At 68.5% G+C, this 24,035-nt stretch carries 19 protein-coding genes; 9 read left to right on the forward strand and 10 right to left on the reverse strand.

Annotation, left to right across the window (positions count from 1 at the left end; genetic code table 11):
* The first annotated feature begins 51 nt into the window (after positions 1–51).
* The 3 genes from ACWGID_RS26300 to ACWGID_RS26310 all read left to right on the forward strand — a co-directional run bounded on the left by ACWGID_RS26300 (position 52) and on the right by ACWGID_RS26310 (position 4,016).
* A complete protein-coding gene (locus ACWGID_RS26300; RefSeq protein WP_452200849.1) occupies positions 52–786 on the forward strand; it encodes an amino acid permease in 735 nt (244 codons plus the stop codon).
* Positions 787–1,016: 230 nt separating this feature from the next.
* The gene (locus ACWGID_RS26305) at positions 1,017–3,779 is read left to right on the forward strand and encodes an AAA family ATPase (protein WP_452200851.1); all 2,763 of its coding nucleotides are present in this window, start codon (positions 1,017–1,019) and stop codon (positions 3,777–3,779) included.
* Entirely contained in the window at positions 3,780–4,016 is a 237-nt protein-coding gene (locus ACWGID_RS26310) for an SCO4848 family membrane protein (protein WP_452200853.1), read from the forward strand.
* On the opposite strand, the gene ACWGID_RS26315 is transcribed toward ACWGID_RS26310, so the two are convergent.
* A complete protein-coding gene (locus ACWGID_RS26315) occupies positions 3,988–4,779 on the reverse strand; it encodes an AraC family transcriptional regulator (protein ID WP_452200855.1) in 792 nt (263 codons plus the stop codon). The two genes, ACWGID_RS26310 and ACWGID_RS26315, sit on opposite strands and share 29 nt — an antisense overlap.
* 23 nt (positions 4,780–4,802) lie before the next feature.
* On the opposite strand from ACWGID_RS26315, the gene ACWGID_RS26320 reads away from it, so the two are divergent.
* Together ACWGID_RS26320 and ACWGID_RS26325 are read left to right on the forward strand one after the other, a co-directional pair.
* Positions 4,803–5,630: a M55 family metallopeptidase gene (locus ACWGID_RS26320; protein WP_452200857.1), complete on the forward strand. Its 828-nt coding sequence runs from the start codon at positions 4,803–4,805 to the stop codon at positions 5,628–5,630.
* A gap of 482 nt (positions 5,631–6,112) precedes the next feature.
* The gene (locus ACWGID_RS26325) at positions 6,113–6,535 is read left to right on the forward strand and encodes a DUF2000 family protein (RefSeq protein WP_452200858.1); all 423 of its coding nucleotides are present in this window, start codon (positions 6,113–6,115) and stop codon (positions 6,533–6,535) included.
* A 3-nt stretch (positions 6,536–6,538) separates the two neighbouring features.
* On the opposite strand, the gene ACWGID_RS26330 is transcribed toward ACWGID_RS26325, so the two are convergent.
* The 5 genes from ACWGID_RS26330 to sdhC form a co-directional block, all read right to left on the reverse strand.
* Complete coding sequence (locus tag ACWGID_RS26330) at positions 6,539–7,699, reverse strand: WD40/YVTN/BNR-like repeat-containing protein (RefSeq protein WP_452200860.1); 1,161 nt, start codon at positions 7,697–7,699, stop codon at positions 6,539–6,541.
* Between the two features lie 107 nt (positions 7,700–7,806).
* Positions 7,807–8,511, reverse strand: coding sequence for a succinate dehydrogenase iron-sulfur subunit (locus tag ACWGID_RS26335; protein WP_387663305.1), 705 nt, complete (start codon positions 8,509–8,511; stop codon positions 7,807–7,809).
* Positions 8,511–10,253 carry a succinate dehydrogenase flavoprotein subunit gene (gene sdhA / locus ACWGID_RS26340; protein ID WP_452200863.1) on the reverse strand — a complete coding sequence of 581 codons (1,743 nt, stop codon included), beginning with the start codon at positions 10,251–10,253 and terminating at the stop codon, positions 8,511–8,513. The genes ACWGID_RS26335 and sdhA overlap by 1 nt, the downstream gene beginning before the upstream one ends.
* Before the next feature lie 10 nt (positions 10,254–10,263).
* Complete coding sequence (locus ACWGID_RS26345; RefSeq protein ID WP_452200865.1) at positions 10,264–10,731, reverse strand: succinate dehydrogenase hydrophobic membrane anchor subunit; 468 nt, start codon at positions 10,729–10,731, stop codon at positions 10,264–10,266.
* 1 nt (position 10,732) lies between these two features.
* On the reverse strand, positions 10,733–11,110 hold the full coding sequence (sdhC, locus tag ACWGID_RS26350; RefSeq protein ID WP_344237808.1) for a succinate dehydrogenase, cytochrome b556 subunit: 378 nt from the start codon (positions 11,108–11,110) through the stop codon (positions 10,733–10,735).
* A 223-nt stretch (positions 11,111–11,333) separates the two neighbouring features.
* Here sdhC and ACWGID_RS26355 point away from each other — a divergent pair, with 223 nt between their 5' ends.
* Positions 11,334–12,149: an MBL fold metallo-hydrolase gene (locus ACWGID_RS26355; RefSeq protein WP_452200866.1), complete on the forward strand. Its 816-nt coding sequence runs from the start codon at positions 11,334–11,336 to the stop codon at positions 12,147–12,149.
* Positions 12,150–12,257: 108 nt separating this feature from the next.
* Here the strand turns inward: ACWGID_RS26355 and ACWGID_RS26360 are convergent, their stop codons facing one another.
* The 3 genes from ACWGID_RS26360 to ACWGID_RS26370 form a co-directional block, all read right to left on the reverse strand.
* Positions 12,258–13,487, reverse strand: a complete 1,230-nt coding sequence (locus ACWGID_RS26360) for a glycosyltransferase (protein ID WP_452200868.1) — start codon at positions 13,485–13,487, stop codon at positions 12,258–12,260.
* Complete coding sequence (locus ACWGID_RS26365; protein ID WP_452200870.1) at positions 13,484–14,608, reverse strand: glycosyltransferase family 4 protein; 1,125 nt, start codon at positions 14,606–14,608, stop codon at positions 13,484–13,486. The genes ACWGID_RS26360 and ACWGID_RS26365 overlap by 4 nt, the downstream gene beginning before the upstream one ends.
* Positions 14,609–14,818: 210 nt before the next feature.
* The gene (locus ACWGID_RS26370) at positions 14,819–17,911 is read right to left on the reverse strand and encodes a M14 family zinc carboxypeptidase (RefSeq protein ID WP_452200872.1); all 3,093 of its coding nucleotides are present in this window, start codon (positions 17,909–17,911) and stop codon (positions 14,819–14,821) included.
* Between the two features lie 150 nt (positions 17,912–18,061).
* Here ACWGID_RS26370 and ACWGID_RS26375 point away from each other — a divergent pair, with 150 nt between their 5' ends.
* Positions 18,062–19,636, forward strand: coding sequence for an acyl-CoA mutase large subunit family protein (locus ACWGID_RS26375; RefSeq protein ID WP_452200874.1), 1,575 nt, complete (start codon positions 18,062–18,064; stop codon positions 19,634–19,636).
* Between the two features lie 151 nt (positions 19,637–19,787).
* On the opposite strand, the gene ACWGID_RS26380 is transcribed toward ACWGID_RS26375, so the two are convergent.
* On the reverse strand, positions 19,788–20,969 hold the full coding sequence (locus ACWGID_RS26380; protein ID WP_452200876.1) for an amidohydrolase: 1,182 nt from the start codon (positions 20,967–20,969) through the stop codon (positions 19,788–19,790).
* A gap of 296 nt (positions 20,970–21,265) precedes the next feature.
* Here ACWGID_RS26380 and ACWGID_RS26385 point away from each other — a divergent pair, with 296 nt between their 5' ends.
* Complete coding sequence (locus ACWGID_RS26385; RefSeq protein WP_452200878.1) at positions 21,266–22,345, forward strand: BMP family lipoprotein; 1,080 nt, start codon at positions 21,266–21,268, stop codon at positions 22,343–22,345.
* A 93-nt stretch (positions 22,346–22,438) separates the two neighbouring features.
* Positions 22,439–23,938, forward strand: a complete 1,500-nt coding sequence (locus ACWGID_RS26390) for an ABC transporter ATP-binding protein (RefSeq protein ID WP_452200880.1) — start codon at positions 22,439–22,441, stop codon at positions 23,936–23,938.
* The last annotated feature ends 97 nt before the right edge of the window (positions 23,939–24,035 follow it).

The following is a 24,035-nucleotide window of genomic DNA, read 5'->3' on the forward strand; positions in this document are numbered from 1 at the left end:
GGTCTGGGGGGAGACCATTGAGGCGCACGGCTGTTTTCCCAGGAGGCCGCAGTGAGCAACGAGGACCGGACCGAGCCCGCCACCCACCCCATCACCCAGCCCACCACCATGACCGACGACGAGTTACGCCTGCACCAGAGCTCGACCGGCGTACCGCCCGCGCAGATCTTCATCGACGCGGTCGGTGCGGTGACCGGCAAGATCCTGCTGCTGGTCGTGATCGGCGCGCAGCTGTTCTGTGGGATGTCCTCGGTGACGGCGAACTCGCGGATGATCTACGCGTTCTCCCGGGACGGCGCCCTGCCCGGCTCGAAGTTCTGGCACAAGATCAACCACCGCACCCGCACACCTACCAACGCGATCTGGCTGGCCGCCGGGGGTGCCTTCGTGCTGGGTCTGCCCTATCTCTGGAACGCGACGGCATACGCCGCGGTGACGTCGATCGCGGTGATCGGGCTCTACATCGCCTACGTATTACCGACCCTGCTCCGGCTGCTCCAGGGCGACCGGTTCCAGCGCGGCCCGTGGCACCTCGGCCGGTGGAGCCGTCCGATCGGCGTGATCGCGATCGTCTGGGTCTGCTTCATCACGATCCTCTTCATGCTGCCGCAGGTCAGCCCGGTGACCGGTAGTACGTTCAACTACACCCCGATCGTCGTCTTGGTGGTGCTGGGCTTCGCCGCGGCGTGCTGGTTCCTGTCGGCCCGCCGCTGGTTCACCGGCCCCAAGGTCCAAGGCACCGAGGAGGAGCTGGCGGCCATCGAACGCGACCTCGAGGCCATCTGAAGCTCTCTCTGAGCCCTCACCAACCATTTCGCGGTGTGAAAAGTTGGTGGGGGCTCGAAGTCGTTCGGAGACCATCCGGTGCCCCGGCACGATCGTGCCGCCGCGACTGCTCGGATCTGGGCAGCAGTCGGTGACAGGATGGTGACCAGAAACTTTCCTCATGTGACACTCGCCGTGTCGAGCGGTCATTGGCTGTGATAATCGGCGAAGGTAATCCTTCGAGGAGATGGATGACTGACGACGAGCTGGTCGGGCGTGCCGGGCTGGTCGAGCGTGCCACCAAGCAGCTCGAGACCAGCGGCAGCGTGCTGCTCTATGGCCCGACCGGTATCGGCAAGTCGGCGCTCGGCCGGGCGCTGGTCGCGGACCGTGGCCGGAGAGGCTGCCGGATCCTGAGTGCCGCCCCGTCGAACTCCGAGGCCGGTCTCCCGTACGTCACGCTGCTCGACCTGCTGTCCAGCCAGCTCGACTTCGCCTGGCAGGTGCTGCCGGACCACCTCCGTCAGCCGCTCGAGGTCGCCCTGCTCAAGGCGAGTGCCCCCGACACGGTCCGTGACGAGCTCGCGGTGCGGCTCGCCGTACTGCATGTACTGCGCCGGCTCGCCACGACCGGCCCGGTCCTGCTGGTCGTCGACGACATCCAATGGGTGGATCCGTCCAGCCTCGAGGTGCTGACCTTCTGCGCCCGCCGGCTCTCCGAGGGCGTGCACATGCTCGCTACCGAACAGGTGGCCGACGGCGACCTGCCGATGATGGTCGACGCGTGCCCCGAGCCGGTCCTCCAGCTCGAGGTACCGCCGCTGACCGAGCCGGACGTCCTCGGTCTGCTCCGCCAGCGGCTGTCCAGTCCGCTCCCGGTGCGAACCGCGCGCCGGATCTTCGCCGCCAGCGCCGGCAACCCGTTCATGGCGCTGGAACTCGGCCGGGCCGTACTGCGGCATCCGAAGAGCGTCTCGCCCAACGACCCGCTCCCGGTCTCCAGCCGGCTCAAGACCCTGCTGGGTGAGCGACTCGCCGACCTCACACCCGGCACCCACGAGCTGCTCCTGCACGCCGCGTCGTCACCGCGCCCGACCACGACCCAGCTCGCCCGGTCCCTCGGCCGCCCGATCGACACCGACCTGGCCGCGGCCGAGACGCTCGGTCTGATCGACGTCTCCGCCGAGCGCCTGCGCTTCAGCCACCCATTGCTGCGCGAGTTCGTGTACGCCGAGGCAACGTCGGCCGCCCGTCGGCAGGCGCACGCCCAACTGGCTGCCGTGGTCGACGAACCGGTCGAGAACGCTACCCACCGGGCCCTCGCCACGCAGGCGGCCGACGCGGAGTTGGCAGGCGCCATCGAGGAAGCCGCAGCGGTTGCCGCTGGGCGAGGAGCTCCGGGTGCCGCCGCGACTCTGTGGCGGCTGAGCGCCGATCGGACGCCGAGCACCGAGCCGGACGAGCGGGCGCGCCGACTGACCCGGGCCTCGGATGACGCCGCGGCGGCGGGTCACCTGGCCGAATCGGCCGACGTGGCGCGCCTCGCCGTACAGGCTGCACGGACGCCGGAGACGAAGGTGCCGGCGCTGCTGCTGTGCGCGGACGCGGTGTGGCCGGAGCGGGAGCGGCGCGTTGAGTTGCTGGCCGAGGCGTTCGCCGCGGCCGCGGGGGATCAGCGGCTCGAGGCGCGGGTGCGGATCGAGCGCAGTCACAGCCACTACTTCGACCGCAGTCTCGACGACGCGCAGGAGGACGCTCGGATCGCCGAGGCGCTGGCGCGTGAGGCCGGTGACACCGAGGCGGTTGTTGATGCGTTGAGCGCGGCCAGTTCGGTCCTGATGGCTCGCGACGCGGGCGAGTCCGCGGACGACGTACTGCAACAGGCCGCTGAGCTGGCGAACGGTCTGCCGCTAACGCGGACCGTGGTGAACGCGCGGCAGATGGCCGCGATGCAGGAGTTGTTCCTCGGCCGCACCGATCGGGCGATCATCGCGATCAACGCGCTGGTCGAAGAGGTCCGCGACCAGGGCGCCATGCGCTGGCTGGCGTCCGCGCTGATCTCGGCGACCGCGATCTACGAGCGCAGCGGACGCGGCGCCGACGCGCTGGCCGCCGGACACGAGTGCCACCAGCTGATGCAGGACATCGGAGACGAGCCCGAAGTCGGTCTGATCATCGCCAGCCGCGCCGAGTGGGCCGGTGGTACGGCGGCCGCGGGCCGGCAGCTCGCCGAGGCCGCGCTGGACGGGGTCCGCCTGGTCGGGAACGACGAGTGGACCGGGCCCGCTCTGGCCAGCCTCGGGCAGATCGGTGTGCTGACCGGCGACCCGCAGCGCGCGGTCGAGGCGTTCGACGCGATCGCGGAGTCGGGCGAGGCCGCGATGCCGTACGACCCGGCGGTGATCCCGTGGCACGCCGATTATGCGGAGGCCCTGGTCGCAGCCGGGCGCCTGGACGACGCGGCCGCGCTGATCGCTGAGATCCGCACCCGCGCCGCCAACCTCGACCGCGCCGTGATCGCGATCGGCCTGGACCGCGCCGAGGCGTTGCTGATCGCCAAGCAGGGTGACCCGGCCGCGGCACTCGACCTGCTGGAGACCATGATCGGTACGGCGGGCGATCGGGTTTACCCGCTGGACCTCGCACGCTGCGAACTCACCCGCGGCCGAGTCGCCCGGCAGGCCCGGCGCCGCTCGGTCGCGCGGACCGCGTTCCTGGACGCGATCGAGCAGTTCGAGGCGTACGGCGCGCCCGCGTGGCGGGAGGTGGCCGAGACCGAGCTCGCGCGACTCGACGTACCGAGCCGGAGCCGGCAGCCCTCGGAGCTGACTGACAACGAGCAACAGATCGTCTCGATGGTCCGCGACGGGTCCACGAACCGCGAGATCGCCGCGGCGCTGTACCTGTCGGTGAAGGCGGTCGAGTCCCAGCTGACCCGCCTCTACCGCCGCTTCGGTGTGGCGAACCGGACCCAGCTGCTCCGCATGGTGGACCGCCCGAGTCACAATAGTTAGGTGAAGCTCGAACGGAAACACGCTCTGATCCTGCTCGCCATCGCGGTCTGGAACGTCGTCACCTACGTGCGTTTCATCAAGGCACTGCTGGACACCGAAGGACGTCCGACCGGGTACTACGTCGCGCACACGATCCTGATCATCGTGAATCTGCTGATCGCGGCGCTGCTCGGCACCTGGGGAGTCCGCGCGTACAAGGCAGCGAAGGTCAGCCCGCCGCAAAACTCGCAGGTGTGACCCCGAGCATCTTCCGGAAGTGCCGCGTCAGGTGTGACTGGTCGTAGAACCCGGCCAGCGACGCCACCTCCGCGGCCGGGTACCCGTCGAGCAGGTACCGCCGCGCCAGATCGACCCGCCGCCCGGTCAGGTACCGGTGCGGCGGCATCCCGTACTCCCGGCTGAACGCGCGCACCAGATGCGCCGGATGAGCGTGCACCAATTGCGCGGCGTCCTCCAGCGTGATCCCGTCGGGCACGTTGGCGTCCAGTACGTCGCGCAGTCGCGAGGCGACCCCGACGTCGTACCGATCGGGTGGTGCGATCACGTGGCGCCGCAGGTGCTGCCCGAGTCGCTCCTCGATCAGAGTGAGCCGGCTCTGCGCCTCGAGATCCTCCTGCCCGTCCAGGAGTACGCCGTGCAACTGGTGAATGCGGTGGCGCAGCAGCGGGTCGACGTACTCCGGCTGATCGACGGCCGCGCCGATCAGGTGGTCGCCGAGTCGGTCAGGGGCCAGGTAGAGCACTCGCTTGCGGAAACCCTCGGGGCGGACCGAACGCCCGTCGTGCGGCACGTGCGGCGGGAGCAGTGAGACCTGCGCCTGGGCGAGGCCGTGCTCGCGGTGGTCCAGGTCATACCGGACGGCGCCCTCGTCGACGATCAGCACGGTCCACGCGTCGTGGGTGTGGCTCGGGTACGCGTGCGACGGGAAGTGGGCGTGCAGCACTTCGACGACCCCGGCCAGTCCAGGTCGCCACGCCCGGACCTCGGCGCCGCCGCTCATGGTTAGAACATACGCTGCTGCTTGTGAAGGTCTATGTGAGCGCGGATATGGAAGGCGTCACCGGACTCGTCGACGCGGAGGACGTACAGCCGCCCGGACGGGACTACGAACGCGGCCGGGTACTGATGACCGAGGATGTGAACGCCGCCGTCCGCGGCGCGTACGCGGCCGGTGCCACCGCCGTCCTGGTGAACGACGCGCACGGCCCGATGCGCAACCTGCTCCCGGACCTGCTCGACCCGCGGGCCCGGCTGATCAAGGGCCGGCCGAAGCCGATGGGGATGATGGAGGGGCTGAGTTCGGAGTACGACGCCGTGCTGTGCGTCGGGTTCCACGCGCGGGCGGGCGTGCTCGGCGTACTGAGTCACAGCTTCATGGGGCACGAGATCGAGGACATCTGGCTCGACGACCGGGTGACCGGCGAGATCGGGCTGTTCCACGCGGCCGCGGCTGCTTATGGGGCGCCAGTGGCGGTGCTGACCGGCGACGACGCCGCGTGCGACGAGATGAAGGCCTGGGATCCGGCGGCCGCGACTGTACCGGTCAAGTTCGCCAAGGACCGCTTCGCCGCCCAGCTCGTGCCCGTCGCCGAAGCGCAGGCGGCGATCGAGACGACCACCGCCGAAGCCCTCGGTGACCTCAAGGCACCGGCGACCGCCGCTGGTCTCCGGACGCTCGCGGTTCGCTGGCAGTCGGCCTCGGTCGCCTCTCACCTGACCGCCATCCCGGGCGTGAGCCGACGGGACGACCGGACGGTCGTGGTGGAGGGCGAGATGCTGCAGCTCTACCGACTGTTCAACCTGTTCCTCCGCGTCTGCACAGCAGTCACCTCAAACCCACCGTACTGCTGAGAACCTGCCAGAAGCAGCCCGGGACTCTCCAGCTGCGGGAGATGCCCGGTATCGGGAGCAGTTCGAACGCGCCACCCTCCTAACCAAGATCACCAACACCTGAGAAGCCGGCCGCTGGCCACCGTCTGTTCCCGCCAACCGGGGAGCTCTACTGGTCGATTCAGGTGCGCAACCTTCCCCAGTCACCCGTCGACGGCCCCAGCCGGCGCGAGAGGCGGCTCCCACGCCGGTCCCGGTCCCGCGCCGGCTCTTCCCAAGCCCGCGCTTCTCGACGTACGCCGTACCTCCCGCCGCCAACCGCCCGCGCATCGCGAACTGACGGGGCCGGTGTCAGGAACTGGTGGGTGGAGACCTGGTATTACAGGTCTCCACCCACAAGATCCTGTCCCCACCCACCAGAGCTCGCGCGCTGGTTGGTGACATGGGCTGAGAGGTTTAGAACGTACAAGACCTGGGGGTGGCGGGGGCTGGAGGATCGGGGGGTGGATGAGCCGATCAAGTTCGAGACGAAGATTGCTGTGTTGTTGCGGGACGACCTGGCGGTGTGGCAGCGGTTGAATGTGACGGCGTTTCTGGTGAGTGGGATTGCCGGGACGCATCCCGAGGTGGTGGGGGAGCCGTACGAGGACGCGGACGGGACGCGGTACCTGCCGATGTTCCGGCAGCCGGTGATGGTGTTCGAGGGGTCCAAGGAGTTCATGGCCACCGCGCACGAGCGGGCGCTGCGGCGCGAGGTCGAGCACTCGGTGTTCACCCAGGATCTGTTTGCCACCGGCAACGACCGGGACAACCGGGCCGCGGTGCGGGCGGTTCCGACCGCCGCGCTGGATCTGGTCGGGATCGCGTTCTACGGCCCGAAGAACGCCGTCGACAAGATCACCAAGGGCGCCGCCATGCACCACTGAGCCTTAGCGAGGCGCGAACTTGGTCCAGCTGGCGCCTTCGTCCTCGCTCAGCACGACCTCGGTGGTACGGCGCTTCGGGACCTCGAACCCGTACATCAGGTGCTCGTCGCCGGACAGCATCGCGAGATCCCCCGGGTAGCCGCGGTCCAGCTTGGCGACCCCGTCGCGGACGCGGTACAGCCGCGGGCGGTCGTTCGGGCGCCCGCCGAGCATCAGCGCCGTACCGTCGTCGAACGCGAGCGGTGGCGCGTTCAGGCTCGGCGGCGGGCTCTTGACCTGCTTCCAGTTCGCGCCGCGGTCGGTGGAGATCTGCATCCCCGCGACGGTCTCCCCGGTGTCGCCGACCAGGACCGAGGTCATCACCACCGTGCGGCCGTCCGGGCTGACGGCGAGCTTGCCGAGCTGGTTGTGCCGGTCGAGTCCGTGCGTGCCCCAGGTCTTGCCGCCGTCGTCGGTCCAGATGATGTCGGTGCGGCCGATCCCGGTCAGCATCCAGCAGCGGCCGGTGGCGTCGCAGACTGGGGACCGGGTACCGCGGGTGTCGAGCATCCGGACCGTCGACTCCTCCGGGTTCACTACCACGATCCGGCCCGGCACGATCCGGTCGGTGAGGATCTCGCCGGTGTGGAACGTCGAGGTGGACAGCCGGTACCGCAGCCGGGTCAGCACCGGGCTGTCGTACGTGAGCCGGAACATCATCGTCGAGTCGCCGGTCAGCGTGCCCTCGCGCGGCGGGGCGACCGCGATCGCCTCGTCGCCGGACTTCAGCGTCGCGTACGGCACCGGCCACTCCGGCGCGGTCGCGCGGGCGCCGTCCCGGTCGATGACCGCGGCGTACTTGCAGTTCGGGCCGCTGGTGCAATCGGACCAGCCGGCCGCCCAGCGGTTCCGGGTGACCATCGTCATCGACAGCACCTGGGCCCGGTCGGCGGTCACCACCGCGGTACCGGGGCTTCCGGCGGCGGCCGGCTCGATCGCCACCGGACCGTCGTCGGCGCCGCTGCGGTGCGTGGACCACAGCGTCGCCGCGAGAACGACGGAGGTCGTGGCGGCGAGAATGCCGAGGACGAGCAGCGGCGGCATGCTGCGGGGTAGGCCACAACGCTCCAACAGCTCCACCAGCCGACGGTAGAAGCGGTCGAAGACCTCACGCAGGCGCTGCACGATCACCCCCGGGCGCAGATGAGTCCCCCGATCGGGGGTCAGGTCGGCGACCGAATCTTATGCGAAACCGGGTGCAAACGCGGCACGGCCCTCGGGCCGCACCCCGCTCACACGCGGCGGAAGATCAGCGCTCGCTTCACTTCCTGGATGGCCTTGGTGACCTCGATGCCGCGGGGGCAGGCGTCGGTGCAGTTGAAGGTGGTCCGGCAGCGCCAGACGCCTTCCTTGTCGTTCAGGATCTCCAGCCGCTGCTCGGTGCCTTCGTCACGGCTGTCGAAGATGAACCGGTGCGCGCCGACGATCGCCTGCGGACCGAAGTACTGGCCGTCGGACCAGAACACCGGGCAGGACGTCGTACAGGCGGCGCACAGGATGCACTTGGTGGTGTCGTCGAACCGGTCCCGGTCGGCCTGGGACTGGATCCGCTCCCGGGTCGGCTCGTGACCGCTGGTGACCAGGAACGGCATCACCGAGCGGTACGCCTCGAAGAACGGGTCCATGTCGACGACCAGGTCCTTGAGCACCGCGAGCCCCTTGATCGGCTCGACGGTGATCTCCTTGTCCGGGTTCAGGTCCTTGATCAGGGTCTTGCAGGCGAGCCGGTTGCGGCCGTTGATCCGCATCGCGTCCGAGCCGCAGACCCCGTGTGCGCAGGACCGCCGGAAGGTCAGCGTGCCGTCCTGCTCCCACTTGATCTTGTGCAGCGCGTCCAGCACCCGGTCGGTCGGCTCCAGCGTGACGGAGTACGTCTTCCACTCGGCCTCGTCGACGACCTCGGGGTTGTACCGGAGGATCTTGACCTTGACGTCCATCAGTACTTGCGCTCCATCGGCTTGTAGCGGGTCTGGACGACCGGTTTGTAGTCGAGCCGGATGTTCACGTTGCCCTCGGCATCGACCTCGCGGTACGCCATCGTGTGCCGCATGAAGTTCACGTCGTCGCGCTTGTCGTAGTCCTCGCGGAAGTGCCCGCCGCGGGACTCCTTGCGGGCCAGCGCGCCGGCCACCAGGACCTCGGCCAGGTCGAGCAGGAACCCGAGCTCGACCGCCTCGAGCAGGTCGGTGTTGAACCGCTTGCCCTTGTCCTGTACTGCGACGTTGGCGAACCGCTGCTTGAGCGCCTCGATGTCGACCAGCGCCTGCTTGAGCGAGCCCTCGGTCCGGTACACCTGCGCGTTCAGGTCCATCGTGGCCTGCAGGTCGAACCGGATCGCGGCGATCCGCTCCTCGCCGGTGGAGTTCCGCAGTCCCTCGACGAGGTCGACGACGTACTTCTCGGGCTCCGCGGGCAGCTCTTCGAAGCTGGCGGTCTCGGCGTACTCCGCGGCGGCGATCCCGGCCCGCCGGCCGAACACGTTGATGTCGAGCAACGAGTTGGTACCCAGCCGGTTCGCACCGTGCACCGAGACGCAGGCGACCTCACCCGCGGCGTACAGGCCGGGGATCACGTCGTCGTTGTTGGCCAGCGCCTCGCCCTTGATGTTGGTCGGGATGCCGCCCATCGCGTAGTGCGCGGTCGGGAACACCGGGATCTGCTCGGTGTACGGCTCGACGCCCAGGTAGGTACGGGCGAACTCGGTGATGTCCGGCAGCTTCGCGTCGATGTGCGCGGGCTCCAGGTGGGTCAGGTCGAGCATCACGTACGCGCCGTCCGGACCGCAGCCGCGGCCCTCGCGGACCTCGTTGGCCATCGCGCGGGCGACCATGTCCCGCGGCGCGAGGTCCTTCACGGTCGGCGCGTAGCGCTCCATGAACCGCTCGTTGTCCTTGTTCCGCAGGATGCCGCCCTCACCACGGGCCGCCTCCGACAGCAGTACGCCGAGACCCGCCAGGCCGGTCGGGTGGAACTGGAAGAACTCCATGTCCTCCAGCGGCAGGCCCTTGCGCCACACGATGCCCATGCCGTCACCGGTCAGCGTGTGCGCGTTGGACGTGGTCCGGAACACCTTGCCGAACCCGCCGGACGCGAAGATCACCGACTTCGCGGAGAACACGTGCAGCTCGCCGGTGGCCAGCTCGTAGGCCACCACACCGCTCGCCTTGCCGTCGGTCATCAGCAGGTCGAGCACGTAGTACTCGTTGAAGAACTCGACGTTCTGCTTGATGCACTGCTGGTACAGCGTCTGCAGGATCATGTGACCGGTGCGGTCCGCGGCGAAGCAGGACCGGCGTACGACGGCCTCACCGTGGTTGCGGGTGTGACCACCGAAGAAGCGCTGGTCGATCTTGCCCTCGGCCGTCCGGTTGAACGGCAGGCCCATCTTCTCCAGGTCGAGGACCGCGTCCACGGCCTCCTTGCACATCACCTCGGCCGCGTCCTGGTCGACCAGGAAGTCGCCACCCTTGACGGTGTCGAAGGTGTGCCACTCCCAGTTGTCCTCCTCGACGTTGGCCAGCGCGGCACACATGCCGCCCTGGGCCGCGCCGGTGTGCGACCGGGTCGGGTAGAGCTTGGTGAGTACGGCGGTCCGGGTCCGCTTGCTGGACTCGAGGGCCGCGCGCATTCCGGCGCCGCCCGCGCCGACGATGATTACGTCGTACTGATGGACCTGCATGACGTCCTTACTATTTGCAGACCGACAACGTGGAGTTGGGGTCGAGGCAGGGGTCGAAGGTGAAGATCACCAGGGTGCCGAGGACGACGATCACGACCGCGGCCGTGATCAGCAGGGCCTTCAGCCAGAACCGGGTCTGGTCCTTCTCGGCGTAGTCGTTGACGATCGTGCGCAGGCCGTTGGTGCCGTGCAGCATCGCCAGCCACAGCATCAGCAGGTCCCAGACCTGCCACAGCGGGTTGGCCCACTTGCCGGCCACGAAACCGAAGTCGAGCGCGGTGATCCCGCCGCCGAGCATCAGGTTCACGAACAGGTGCCCGAGCACGAGGATGACGAGGGCGAGCCCGGACAGCCGCATGAACAGCCAGCTGTAGAGCTCGAAGTTGGTCCGGCCCGAACGGCTCCGGCCGCCACCCTTCAGCGAGCGGGCGCGGGAGCTGGACCGTGGTGCCGCGATGGCAGGGGTGTTTTCCGACATCTCAGCCTCCGAACACGTGGGTCAGGTGCCGGATGACGAACGGCACGAACAGCACCACCCAGAGCACGCCGACACCGATCATCAGCTGCCGCTGGTAGCGCGGGCCCTTGGCCCAGAAGTCCACCAGGATCAGCCGGATGCCGTTGAACGCGTGGAACAGGATCGCCGCCACCAGCCCGACCTCGAGCAGGCCGACGACCGGGTTCTTGTAGGTGCCGATGACCTCGTTGTACGCGTGCGGCGAGACCCGGACGAGTGCGGTGTCCAGCACGTGCACCAGCAGGAAGAAGAAGATCCCGACACCGGTGATCCGGTGCGCGACCCATGACCACATGCCCTCCCGGCCACGGTAGAGCGTGCCGGCTGGTTTGCTGGGCAAACCGATCCTCCGATCGGAGTTCCGAACCTGGCGGACACCAGGCCGTTTCGATGCTAGTCCCGCAGCCGACCCGGAAATGTCCGGAAAGGTGTGAAATCGGTCGCGTCGGTGGCCCAGGGCAGCGCTGCCCGAATGGCCCTCGACGGTGCGCCTCCGATGCTCTTGACTTCAACCGAGCTTGAACGAAAACACTGGCGGTTACCGCTGCGAGGGGAGAACTACGGTGAGTTTCTGGATCTGTGCGACCTGTGCGGTCGAGCACTCCGAACAGGTCGAGGTGTGCGCGATCTGCGCCGACGAGCGCCAGTGGGTGCCCGCCGACGGACAGCACTGGACCACACTCGAGGAGCTGGCCGCGGCCGGCACCGAGGTGACGATCGACGAGGTCGAGCCCGGCCTGTACGGCGTCCGCTCGAAGCCGCCGGTCGGTATCGGGCAGCAGTCGATGCTGGTGACAACGTCCGCCGGCAACCTGCTCTGGGACCCGATCGGTTACCTGGACGACGACGCCGTACGCCGGGTCTCAGAACTCGGCGAGGTGGTCGCGATCATCGCCAGCCACCCGCACATGTACGGCGTCCAGGTCGAGTGGAGCCACCGTCTCGGCAACGTGCCGGTGTACGTCGCGGAGGCCGACCGCGAGTGGGTCGCCCGCCAGGACCCGGTGATCAAGACCTGGGCCGGCGAACTCACCCCGCTACCAGGAGTGACCGTTCTCCAACCCGGCGGTCACTTCCCGGGCAGCGCCGTCGTGCACTGGGCAGACGGTGCCGAGGGCAAGGGAGCGATCCTCTCCGGCGACACCATCTTCGCCAACCCGGACCGCACCTCGGTCAGCTTCATGCGCAGCTACCCGAACCGCATCCCACTGTCCGGCGCCGTCGTCGACCGAGTGGCCCGCTCCCTCGACCCGTTCACCTACGACCGCCTCTACAACAACTTCGGCGCCTCGATCCCCGTCGACGCCAAAGCCGTCGTACGCCGCTCCGCCGACCGCCACGCCGCCTGGGTCCGCGGCGACTACGACCACCTCACCTGACGGCGGCAGCTCGACAGTACGTATAGGTCCACTAGGCCCGCGGGCCACGCTCAGCCGGGCCTCGGAAGGCGCCAGAATAGGCGACACGTCCTGTCGAGCTGCCGTTCGCTAGGCCGCGATGCGGGTTTGGGCCAGGCGGGTGTGGAGGGCGAGCATGTGGCGGGTGCAGGTGTTCCAGTCGTAGAGCTCGGCGCGTCGGCGGGCTGCGGCTCTGCGGTGGGGGATTTGGGACAGGTCGAGGACCGCGTCGGCCAGTGCGGCGGGGTTGGCGGCGGCCCAGCGGCCGCAGGCCTCGTCGACGAGTTCGCGGGCGCCGCCGGTGTTGGCGGTCACCACCGGCGTACCGGCGGCGAGTGCTTCGAGGACGGCCAGGCCGAAAGTCTCGCCGGGGCAGACGGACAGTGCGATGTCGGCCTCGGCGAGGTGCTTGGCCAGCGTCTGGCGACCGTCGACGTACCCGTGGAAGGTGACGGGCGCGTCGCCGGCGATCTCGAGTAGCTCGTCGAGGTGCGGGCCGGTGCCGTACACGTCCATCCGCAGGTTCACGCCCCGGCGGTGCAGCTCGGCCGCCGTCGCGACTGCGAGGTGCGGGCTCTTCTCCCGCGAGAGTCGGCCGGCGTGCACCAGTTTGAGTACGCCGTCGTCGGCCGGCGCACCGAGCGACGGGTGGAAGGTGTCGAGGTCGACCCCGAGCGGGATCCGGACGAGCGGCGTCGTCACCTCGTCGAACTCGGCCGCCGCGTACCGGGACGTGACCACGACCGCGTCGTACGTCCGGCTGAGGATCCGGTAGAGCGCCGCGACGGTGGCGACCACGTGCAGCTGGCTGGCTTTCACACCCTCGGCCCGGCGCTGGACGCTCTCGCCGGTCCAGCGGCTGGTGCGTTGGCTGATCTCGCCGAGCATCCGTCCGGGACGCAGTACGTCGTGCCCGCCGAGCTGACCCGGACGGGCCGCACCCAGTGCCAGCATCGCGTCCAGACGTTCGTGGCTGAACAGCACGGTGCCGATGTCGTTCTTGCGGGCCCAGCGCGCGACCGGGAGCAGCGTCGACTTGTCGGAGATCTCCACCGTCGTCGGCCGGAACTTCTTCAGTACGTCGACCACGTTCCACGGCGTCGTGATCAACCGGTAGCCGCCACTCACCTTCGGCGCCTTCACGCGAACGACGGTGCCGAACTCGGTCTCGACCACCTCGTCCCGCTCGCCCGGTGTGATCACCATCCGGTCCACGCCGGCCTCGACGTACCCCTGACCGATCTGCTCGATCGCGGTCCGCATCCCACCGGAAGTCGGACCAACGAAATTGGCCAGCTGGGCGATCCGCAACGAGCTCATGCGACCCGCCGTACGGCCGCCGCGTCGCGGAGTACCTCGGTGTAGTGCCGGTCGACCAGGTCGTCGACGACGGCCGGCCACGTGCGCGACTGCACGCGTTCCAGACCATTGGCGGCCATCCGCCCGCGTGCCGTCGGGTGCTCGAGCAGCGTCTGTACGGCGCTCCGCAGCGAACCGGGCCGACCGGGTTCGAACAGCAACCCGTTCTCGCCCGGGTGGATCAGATCGAGCGGACCGCCCGCGGCCGGGCCGACAGTCGCGACGCCGGAGGCCTGCGCCTCCTGGATCGTCTGGCAGAACGTCTCGTGCTCGCCGGTGTGCACGAACACGTCCAGACCGGCGAAGATCGACGCCAGGTCGGTGCCGCGGCGCATCCCGAGGAAGGTTGCCGTTGGCAACGCGTGCTCCAGTGCGGCCCGGTCCGGACCGTCGCCGACGATCACGATCCGGCAGTCCAGGTCGGTCAGTTCGGCGAGCCGTCGAACCTTCTTCTCCGCGGCCAGCCGGCCGACGTACCCGACGATCGGCTTGCCGTCCGGGGAGATCTCCCGACGCCAGTCCTCGTCGCGGTGCTTCGGGTCGAACAGGTCCAGGTTCACGCCGCGGCCCCAGCGGTAGACCCGCGGCACACCGCGCTGCACGAGCGAGTCGACGGCCGAGGTCGACGGCGCGAGCGTGCGGTCGGCGCGCGAGTGCGTGCGGCTCACCCAGCGCCAGATGCCGCGGTCCGCGGCGGCGTACCAGGGGTACTGACGGGCGAAGCCGGCGATGTCGGTCTGGAAGATCGCGACCGTCGGGACGCCGAGCCTGCGGGCCGCGCGCAGTCCGTAGGCACCGATGATGAACGGTGAGGCGAGGTGCACCAGGTCCGGCTTGAAGTCGGCCATCGCCCGCTCGATCGACGGGTCCGGCAGACCGACCGGGTACTCCTTGTACCCCGGCGTGCGGAAGCTCCGCGCCCGCAGGACCGGGACGTCGGCGTAGGTGTCGGGGCCCGGTCCGGGCGCGATGATGAGCAGCTCGTGTCCGCGGGCACGCAGCCGGTCGGCGACGTGGCGAGCCGTGTTCGCCACGCCATTGATCTGCGGCAGGAAGGTTTCGGCCACCATCACGATTCGCACATCTCGAAGGTTCCTCACCGCGCATGAACCCTGGGCGACGCTCTCGTGACACCGCGTCGATGCCCTGTCGACGGATGCTGGGATTTGAAGTGTCCTTCAGGTTGCCGACGGGAGGCGTTCGGTGTGTGGCCAGACCAACGCCAAGGGTTCGGCGGCCGCCCCGGGTCGCTGTGACCGGGACGGCCGCCTGTCAGTGACGATTCACCGAAGTTACGGCGCGTTGAACAGGTGGGCCATCGACCGGCGGACCAGGTCGGTGCGCATCGCCTGCGTTGTGAGGCCCTCGGCGCCGAAGCCGAGGTACACCGTGTCCGGTGTGGTGACGCCGGCGCCCTCGTCGAAGGCGGTCGTGGTGCGGACCCAGTCGTTCGGGTTCGCGGCCGTGCCGGCCGGTGCGCCCGGCACCGTCCAGCCGCCGAGGTCGGTCTCGAACGAGGTCGCCTCGGTGCCGGTGTCCTTCGTGATCGTGGCGTCGTCGACGAAGGACCCGAGGCCCTGGGTCGACCAGTCACTCACATAGGTGATCGACAGTTCGACCTGGTGACCGGCGTACGGCGTCAGGTCGACCTTCCAGTCTTGCCAGCCCGCGCTCGAGCCCGAGGACGCGTTCCAGGCGCCGGTGGTACCGCTGGCTGAACAATCGGCGCCCTGGTAGTGGGCGAGGAACGGGTGCAACTGCTGCACCCAGCCGGCCGGGCAACTCTGGCCGGTGCTCTGCGTCGTGTGGCCGTTGACGTCGGGCAGCGTCGTCCAGTCGTCCTGGCCGACGGTGTGCGCCTCGACCATCACGTAGTCCCAGTTCGCCTCGGTGTCGTAGGAGAACTTGAACGACAGCGAACCGCTCGTGGACCCGGTCAGATCAACGGTCTTGGCCAGCCGCTTGTAGCTCATGTTCGCCTGCTGGCTGTAGACGTACCGCGAACCCGTGAACGGCTCGTACGGGTCACCGCCGGGCCGCTGCCACTTCAACGGCGCCGAGCTCGCAAACTGCGGGAACTGGGCGGGTGGAAGCACGCTCGACGTCAGGACGAAGGCCCCGGTGTGGTTCTGGTTGTTCGCCGAGTCGCCGCCGTTGAGCGTCCCGTCGAACCCGTTGAAGGCGCCCGAGACACCCTTGATCGGGACCGGGTCACCATTCGCGGTACCGCTGTTGTCGATGAAGGTATAGGCCCCGAGCCAGTACTGCTCGAAGTCGTTCAGCAACGGCAGACACGGGTACGCACCTGGCGTCGTGCACTCGCCTTGCTGCTCCTGGAACGGGTTGTAGTAGTACGCCCCGTCCGCGTTGCTCGCGAAGCCGGCGTACTTACCCGTGTACAGCAGCTTGCCGCCCTCGTTGAGGTAGTCGCGGACCGACAGTTCCAGGTCGAGCGCCAGTTCGGCCGCCGTACCGGCAGGCTGGCCGGTCTTCCGCGTGATGACGTCGTCGCCGGTCTCCCAGACGATCGCCTTGTAGTGCGACAGCACGCCCAGCGGGTGCGGTGCGGTCCGGTTGTTCGCGTCCACGTCGTACACGTCGGACGTGATCCCGGCCGCGGTCAGTGCGGCGGCGTACTTGTCGGCGTACTTCGCCGTCGCGACGCCCTGCACCGGGCTCGCGCCGGTGGTGTCCTCGGCCGCCAGGATCAGCACCTTCCCACCGATGTCGGTCGCGACGCGGTAGGTGAAGTGCTGGCTGGCCACCGCGCCGGTCCCCGGTTTGTTACCGGTGAACCACACCTCGACCGAGTCGCCAGGTCTGGTACTGCGAACCGTGCCGCGGAACTCGGCGTAGTAGTTGTTGTCGGTGTTGCCGTACCGCTCGCCGCCCTTCCACTCCGACGCCTTGTCGGTGATCGGGTCGCCGCCGTTGACGCGGTAGTTGATGCGCAGGTTCTTCAACGCCCGCTTCGCGATCACCGCGACCGGCTGCGTGGTGCCGTACGAGACCGCGAACGGGTCGATCACCAGATCCGCGGCCTTCTTGCCGACCACCGACACCGGGTCGTCCGGGTCCTTGGCCGACTTCGCGACGGACAGCGCGAACGGGATGTTCTTGGTGAACTCGGCCTGGATCAGGCGCTCGTCGTCCGGGAAGCTGAAGACGCTGACGCAGTCCTCGGGCCGCCACTGGTCGTTCGGGTCCGACGCCGACGCGGTCTCACACGTCGACATCTCCGGCGTGAACGCCATCGTTCCGTACTTCGCCGACGCGTGCCCGTCGGTCTCCCCGTTGGTCGTGTAGAGCTCGGCGGAGATGTCCGGGTCATAGCCGGGTACGGCGGGATTCGCGTCGTCGCCGGCCATCGCCTCGGAGATCACGTCGTCCGGCGAGGGCGTGCTCACCTGCCAGCCGACGCCGTACAGCAGGAGTTCGGCGGCCGAGTGGTAGTTGATCATCTCGGTGAAATGGACACGCTGGAACAGGCCGTCGAGGGCCTTCGTCTCCGGCTCGGACGCCGGGGCCGGACCGCGATACGTCTCGCTGCTCGGGTCGGGCGACGAACCCTCGTTGTCGTAACCCCACTTGGTCGCCATGTTCCGGTTCAGGTCGACGCCGTCGCCCGGGGCGATCTGCCCGTCGCCGTTGTTGTCGCGCAGATTCTTGCGCCACAACCGGTCGCCGACGAACGTGTAGTCGTAGCCGTCCGGGTTGGCCACCGGCAGGAACCAGAGGTCGGTGGAGTTCACCAGCTTGGTGATGTCGGCGTTCTTCCCGTACCCGTCGATGACGTAGTGCATCAGCCGCCGCACCATCTCCGGCGTGATCCACTCGCGGGCGTGCTGAGTGCCGGCATACAGCACCGACGGCCGCGAGCCGTCGGTCGACTGCCGGGCGTCCTTGGTCACCTTCACCGCGACGATCGGCTTGCCCTGTCTCGTCGTACCGATGGTGACGAGTTTGGCGAGGCCTGGGTTCGCGGCCGCTGTCTGGGTCAGCTCGGCCTGCAGACCGCCGGTCCCGCTGTACGGGCGGAACACTGTCGGTCCCGCCGCGGTCAGCCGAGCGGCCTCCTCGGAGGCGTCCCGCCCCTTGACCTTCTTCACCTTCAGGTCGACGCCGTCCGAGCGGAGCTTCGCAGCCTGCCGCTTCGAGATGACGACCTCGACCTTGGTCTTCCCGTCCGCGCCCCGGCCGGTCGCCAGATCCGAACGGTCAACTCCGATGTCCACGACCTTCTGCACTTCTTGTGCGGTCAGATCGCCGACGTACACCTCCAGGCCGTCCTTACCCTGGCCCGGTACCGCTGTTGCTGCCTGCCCTGTGGCGAAAGCCCCCGCTACGACGGCCATTACCGCGATGAGAACAGGAGTTCTGCGCATGTCGCCCCTCCCCGGTCGACGGTGCATACCAGGGCAGCGTCCTGTGACTCAGATCACTAGTCAATAGCTGAGAGTGAGCGGACTGTGGCGTGCTCGATCTCACCCGGTCGTGCATACCAGTGCGGCAATGGTTCGGAATACCGTTGGAGGATGAGTCATCGCAGCGAGTCGGGGTTCGAGTTCTCGCCGGTGTACGGGCCGCTCGACGGGTTCGACGCCGCGACGCAGCTGGGCGAGCCGGGGCAGTACCCGTACACCCGTGGCGTGTACCCGACGATGTACACGCAGCGGCCCTGGACCATGCGCCAGTACGCCGGGTTCGGGACGGCGGCCGAGTCGAACCAGCGGTACCACCAGCTGATCGATCACGGCACGATGGGCCTCTCGGTCGCGTTCGACCTGCCGACCCAGATGGGGTACGACTCCGACGCGCCGATCGCGCACGGCGAGGTCGGCAAGGTCGGGGTGGCGATCGACTCGATCGACGACATGCGGGTGCTGTTCGACAAGATCCCGCTGGACCAGGTGTCGACGTCGATGACGATCAATGCGCCGGGGTCGGTGCTTCTGTTGCTGTACCAGTTGGTCGCCGAGGAGCAGGGCGTTTCCGGTGACAAGCTCACCGGCACGATCCAGAACGACGTACTGAAGGAGTACATCGCCCGCGGGACCTACATCTACCCGCCGAAGGAGTCGCTGCGGCTGATCAGCGACATCTTCGCGTACTGCCAGGCGGAGTTGCCGCGCTGGAACACGATCTCGATCTCCGGCTACCACATGGCCGAGGCCGGCGCGACGCCCGCGCAGGAGATCGCGTTCACGCTGGCGAACGGGATCGAGTACGTCCGCGCCGCGGTTGCGTCGGGTCTGGACGTGGACGAGTTCGCGCCGCGGCTGTCGTTCTTCTTCGTCGCCCGGACGACGTTGCTCGAGGAAGTCGCGAAGTTCCGGGCCGCGCGGCGAATCTGGGCACGGGTGATGCGCGACGAGTTCGGGGCGCGCAATCCGAAGTCGCAGATGTTGCGCTTCCACACCCAGACCGCGGGCGTGCAGTTGACCGCGCAGCAGCCCGAGGTGAACCTCGTCCGGGTCGCGGTCCAGGGGCTGGCCGCCGTACTCGGGGGAACGCAGTCCCTGCACACCAACTCGTACGACGAGGCGATCGCGCTCCCGACCGAGAAGGCCGCCCGCCTCGCGCTCCGCACGCAGCAGGTGCTCGCGTACGAAACCGACATCACCGCGACCGTCGACCCGTTCGCCGGCTCGTACGTGGTGGAGTCGCTGACCGACGAGGTCGAGGCCGCCGCGGTCGAGCTGATGGACCAGGTGCAGGAGTACGGCGGTGCGGTCGCCGCGATCGAGAAGGGCTTCCAGAAGCAGGAGATCGAACGCTCGGCGTACCAGATCGCTCAGGAGATCGACGCGGCCGAACGTGTGGTGGTCGGCATGAACAAGTTCAAGATCGCGGAGGAGGAGCCGTACGAGCCGCTCCGCGTCGACCCCGCCATCGAGGCCCAGCAGGTCGACCGCCTCACCACGCTCCGCGCCACCCGCGACCAGGCCGCCGTCGACGAAGCCCTGGCAGCCCTCAAAACCGCTGCCCAAGGCAACGAAAACTGCCTCTACCCCATGAAACAAGCCCTAAAATCCCGAGCCACCGTAGGCGAAGTCAGCAACACCCTAAGAGACGTCTGGGGCGTATACGTCCCCGCCGACACCTTCTAACCCCAACACCGAATCGTGGAGATGGGCGCTAATTCAGAGCCTCGCTCCACGACTCGAGTGCGGGGTGGCCAACCAATCTCCACGACTGGTGATCTGCAGGACCGTCTACCCGCGACATCGACGTCGAGCGTGAGCTCGCGGTATCCACGCCCTAGTCCAGCAGGGCGGTTGAGGTGAGGACGGTGGTGCCTAGGGTGATGGCTTCTTCGGAGGGGGTGAAGGTGGGGGTGTGGAGGTCGCCGGTGGTGTCGAGGGTTGGCGGGCGGACGCCGAGGCGGGCCATCGCGCCGGGGATGTGTTCGAGGTACCAGCCGAAGTCCTCGCCGCCGAGGCTCTGGTCCGTGGGGGCTACCGCGCTCGATCCGAGCGTCTGATGTACGGCGTTCTGCAGCACGTTGATCGCGATGGCGTCGTTCATGACGGGCGGGACGCCATGGGTGACCTCGGTGTCGACCTCCACGCCGTACGGCAGGACGATCTGCGCAGCGAGTTCGGGGATGAGTTGTTCCGCGAGGCGCCACGCGTTGACGTCCAGGCAGCGCAGCGTCCCCTCGGCCTCGCCACGAGACGGGATGGCGTTCGCGGCGGAGCCGGAGGTGATGCGCCCCCAGACGAGGGACATCCCGGCGCGCGGGTCGATGCGGCGGGACAGCGCCGCGGGTAGCTCGGTCACCAGGTTCGCGAGCGCGTAGACGAGGTCGGCGCTCAGGTGCGGCCGGGACGTGTGCCCGCCCGGCCCCGTCAACCGCACCAGCAGCTTGTCCGCGGCGGCCGTCAGCGCGCCGACTCGGAGGCCGATCTGGCCGACCTGGAGCCGCGGGTCGCAGTGCAGCCCGTAAATACGGCGTACGCCGTCGAGCCCGCCGGCCGCGATGACACCGAGCGCGCCACCCGGCATCACCTCCTCGGCCGGTTGGAAGATCACCCGGACCCTCCGGTCCAGCTGCCCGTCACGCGCCATCCCGGCCAGCACCAGCGCCGCCCCGAGCAGAGCGGACGTGTGTACGTCGTGACCGCACGCGTGCGCCACTCCGTCGATGGTCGACCGCCACGGCGCGTCCACGCCGTCGGGCACCGGCAGCGCGTCGATGTCGGCCCGCAGCGCGACGCACGTGTCGCCGGCGCCGATGTCGCAGATCAGCCCGGTCCCGGTCGGCAGCACCCGCGGCGACAGCCCGGCGTCGACGAGCCGCTTCTCGAGCAGTTCGGTCGTCCGGACCTCGTGCCACCCGAGCTCCGGGTGGGCGTGCAGGTCGCGCCGTACGCCGACCATGTCCTCGCGCACCGCCTCGACGCGCGCCAGGATGTCCGCGACCAGCAACTGATGACTCATCCCGCGATTGTTGCACCCGGAGACCGGGGGCCCGCGCAGAGTGCCGAGGCGGATCACGACGGGATTACGGACACGCTCGGTGAAAGTCGCCACGGAGAGTGCTCACCGTGATCTCGGCAGCGCGGGCGGTGACCGTACCGGAGAAGTTGTCGAAATGTGACGCAAACGCCGGTCACTTTCCGGTATCGAGGTCCGCTCGACGTTCAATCCGGGCCGGGACGCGCCCTATAGTCTGCGAATGGCACGCGGGGGAAGGCGTGCCCGTAAACGTATCTGGTCGACGAAGGAGACGTCCGGTGAAGAAGTACGTGCGGGGAACGGCGATCGTGGGCGTGCTGACGCTCGCCGTTGCCGCTTGTGGCAGCAAGCCGACCGATAACAACGCAGGCGGCAGCAGTGCCAACAAGGACTTCAAGGCCTGCATGGTCTCCGACTCAGGGGGCTTCGACGACAAGTCGTTCAACCAGACCTCGTACAAGGGTCTGCAGGACGCGGTCAAGGAGAAGGGCCTGACCGAGGTCAAGGCCGAGTCGAAGTCGGACAACGACTACACGACCAACATGACCGCGATGGTGAGCGCCAAGTGCAACGTCATCGTTGCGGTCGGCTTCAAGCTCGAAGACGCCACCGAGGCGGCGGCGAAGGCGAACCCGAACATCAAGTTCGCGATCGTCGACTCGGCGCCGAAGGCCCCGATCGCCAACCTGAAGCCGCTGCTGTTCAACACCGCGCAGTCCAGCTTCCAGGCCGGGTACCTGGCCGCCGCGATGACGAAGTCCGGCAAGGTCGGCACGTTCGGTGGTCTGCAGATCCCGACCGTGACCATCTTCATGGACGGCTTCGCCCAGGGCGTGCGGTACTACAACACGCAGAAGAGCAAGAACGTGCAGGTGCTCGGCTGGGACGACCAGAAGCAGAAGGGCCTGTTCACCGGCGACTTCGAGGACAAGGCGAAGGGCCAGAACAACGCCCAGAACCTGATCACCCAGGGCGCTGACGTGCTCTTCCCGGTGGCCGGTCCGTCGGGTCTGGGTGGCCTGCAGGCGGCCAAGGCCAGCAACGGCAAGGTGAACGCGATCTGGGTCGACACCGACGGCTGCGTGAGCGCCGAGGAGTACTGCTCCGTCCTGATGAGCAGCGTCGAGAAGGGTATGGACGTCGCCGTCAAGGACGCGGTGGTCTCGGTGGTCGACAACAAGTTCGACAACACCCAGTTCACCGGCACCCTGCAGAACAACGGTACGGCGATCGCGCCGTTCCACGACTTCGACAGCAAGGTCCCGGCCGACGTGAAGTCGGAGCTGGACCAGATCAAGGCCGACATCATCAGCGGCAAGATCACCATCGAGTCGAAGGTTCAGCCCAAGGCATCCTGAACCGTCGCACACAGGCGTAGTACGGTGCGAGCCAGGAAGGCAGACCCACAGGTCCGGCCTTCCTGGCTCGCCGTCTGAAGGGAAGGCTCCCGCATGCATCTCGAGCTCTCCGGGCTGACCAAGCGCTTCGGCTCGCTGGTCGCCAACGACCACATCGACCTGGTGATCGAGCCGGGCGAGATCCACTGCCTGCTCGGTGAGAACGGGGCCGGCAAGAGCACCCTGATGAACATGCTCTACGGGCTGCTGCAGCCCGACTCGGGCGAGATCGTGATCGACGGCGAGAAGGTGGCGATCACCTCGCCGAGCGACGCGATCCGGCACGGCATCGGCATGGTGCACCAGCACTTCATGCTGGTCCCGGTGTTCACGGTCGCCGAGAACATCATGCTCGGCCGCGAGAACACCCGCGGCGCCGGCGTACTGGACCGCAAGAAGGCGCACGCGCTGGTCACCGAGATGTCCGACCGGTACGGCTTCGAGGTCGACCCCGAGGCGCTGGTCGAGGACATCCCGGTCGGTGTCCAGCAGCGGGTGGAGATCATCAAGGCGCTCACCAACAACGCCAGCGTGCTGATCCTGGACGAGCCGACCGCGGTGCTGACGCCGGCCGAGATCGACGAGCTGATCGGCGTGATGCGCCAGCTCAAGGAGAACGGTACGTCGATCGTCTTCATCACCCACAAGCTCAAAGAGGTGCAGGCGATCGCGGACAAGATCACCGTGATCCGCCGCGGCAAGGTGGTCGGCCAGGCCGAGCCGTCGGCGTCCGAGGCGGAGCTCGCCGAGCTGATGGTGGGCCGTGCGGTCGACCTGGTGGTGAACAAGGAGCCGGCCGAGCCGAAGGACGCCGTACTGCGGGTCGAAGGCCTGACCGTGATCGACGAGCGCGGGTTCACCGCCGTCGACGAGGTCGACCTGGAGGTCCGGGGCGGTGAGATCCTCGCGGTGGCCGGTGTCCAGGGCAATGGCCAGACCGAGCTCGCCGAGGCCCTGCTCGGGCTGACGCAGATCGCAGCCGGAAGGATCAGCCTGGACGGTCAGGACCTGACCGGGAAGTCCACCCGGTACCGGCTGGAGGCCGGCATCGGGTACGTCCCTGAGGACCGGGCGCACGACGGCTTCGTCGGCTCGTTCACGGTCGCCGAGAACCTGATCCTCGACCTGTTCCGGAAGGCCCCGTTCGGCAACGGGCCGGCCCTGCGGACCGACGAGATCGACAAGAACGCCGAAGCCCGGGTGGCGGAGTTCGACATCCGCACCCAGGGCATCCACCTGCCGGTGTCGTCGCTGTCCGGCGGCAACCAGCAGAAGGTCGTGCTGGCCCGCGAGCTGTCCCGCCCGCTGAAGCTGCTGGTCGCCTCGCAGCCCACCCGCGGCGTCGACGTCGGCTCGATCGAGTTCCTGCACAGCCGGATCGTCGAGGAGCGCGACCGCGGTACGGCGGTCCTGATCGTGTCCACGGAGCTGGACGAGATCGCCGCGCTGGCGGACCGGGTCGCGGTGATGTACCGCGGCAAGGTGGTCGGCGTCGTACCGTCGGATACCCCGCGCGACGAACTGGGCCTGATGATGGCCGGGGCGCCGCTGTAAGCCGGCGACGACCCCGCGCGAACGAAACCGACCCCCCTGGGTGCGCGCGGTGTGGGGCGCTGTCACTGAGCCGTGTGGGCGCCCCCCCCCCGCCGGT

It is taken from the genome of Kribbella sp. NPDC054772 (assembly GCF_053611945.1).

Bases quoted from the DNA above. Each gene is read 5' to 3' on its own strand.
- ACWGID_RS26305 (WP_452200851.1), top strand. From the start codon at position 1,017: ATGACTGACGACGAGCTGGTCGGGCGTGCCGGGCTGGTCGAGCGTGCC.
- ACWGID_RS26315 (WP_452200855.1), bottom strand. From the start codon at position 4,779: ATGAGCGGCGGCGCCGAGGTCCGGGCGTGGCGACCTGGACTGGCCGGG.
- ACWGID_RS26335 (WP_387663305.1), bottom strand. From the start codon at position 8,511: ATGGACGTCAAGGTCAAGATCCTCCGGTACAACCCCGAGGTCGTCGAC.
- sdhA (WP_452200863.1), bottom strand. From the start codon at position 10,253: ATGCAGGTCCATCAGTACGACGTAATCATCGTCGGCGCGGGCGGCGCC.
- ACWGID_RS26345 (WP_452200865.1), bottom strand. From the start codon at position 10,731: ATGTCGGAAAACACCCCTGCCATCGCGGCACCACGGTCCAGCTCCCGC.
- ACWGID_RS26360 (WP_452200868.1), bottom strand. From the start codon at position 13,487: ATGAGCTCGTTGCGGATCGCCCAGCTGGCCAATTTCGTTGGTCCGACT.
- ACWGID_RS26370 (WP_452200872.1), bottom strand. From the start codon at position 17,911: ATGCGCAGAACTCCTGTTCTCATCGCGGTAATGGCCGTCGTAGCGGGG.
- ACWGID_RS26375 (WP_452200874.1), top strand. From the start codon at position 18,062: ATGAGTCATCGCAGCGAGTCGGGGTTCGAGTTCTCGCCGGTGTACGGG.
- ACWGID_RS26380 (WP_452200876.1), bottom strand. From the start codon at position 20,969: ATGAGTCATCAGTTGCTGGTCGCGGACATCCTGGCGCGCGTCGAGGCG.
- ACWGID_RS26390 (WP_452200880.1), top strand. From the start codon at position 22,439: ATGCATCTCGAGCTCTCCGGGCTGACCAAGCGCTTCGGCTCGCTGGTC.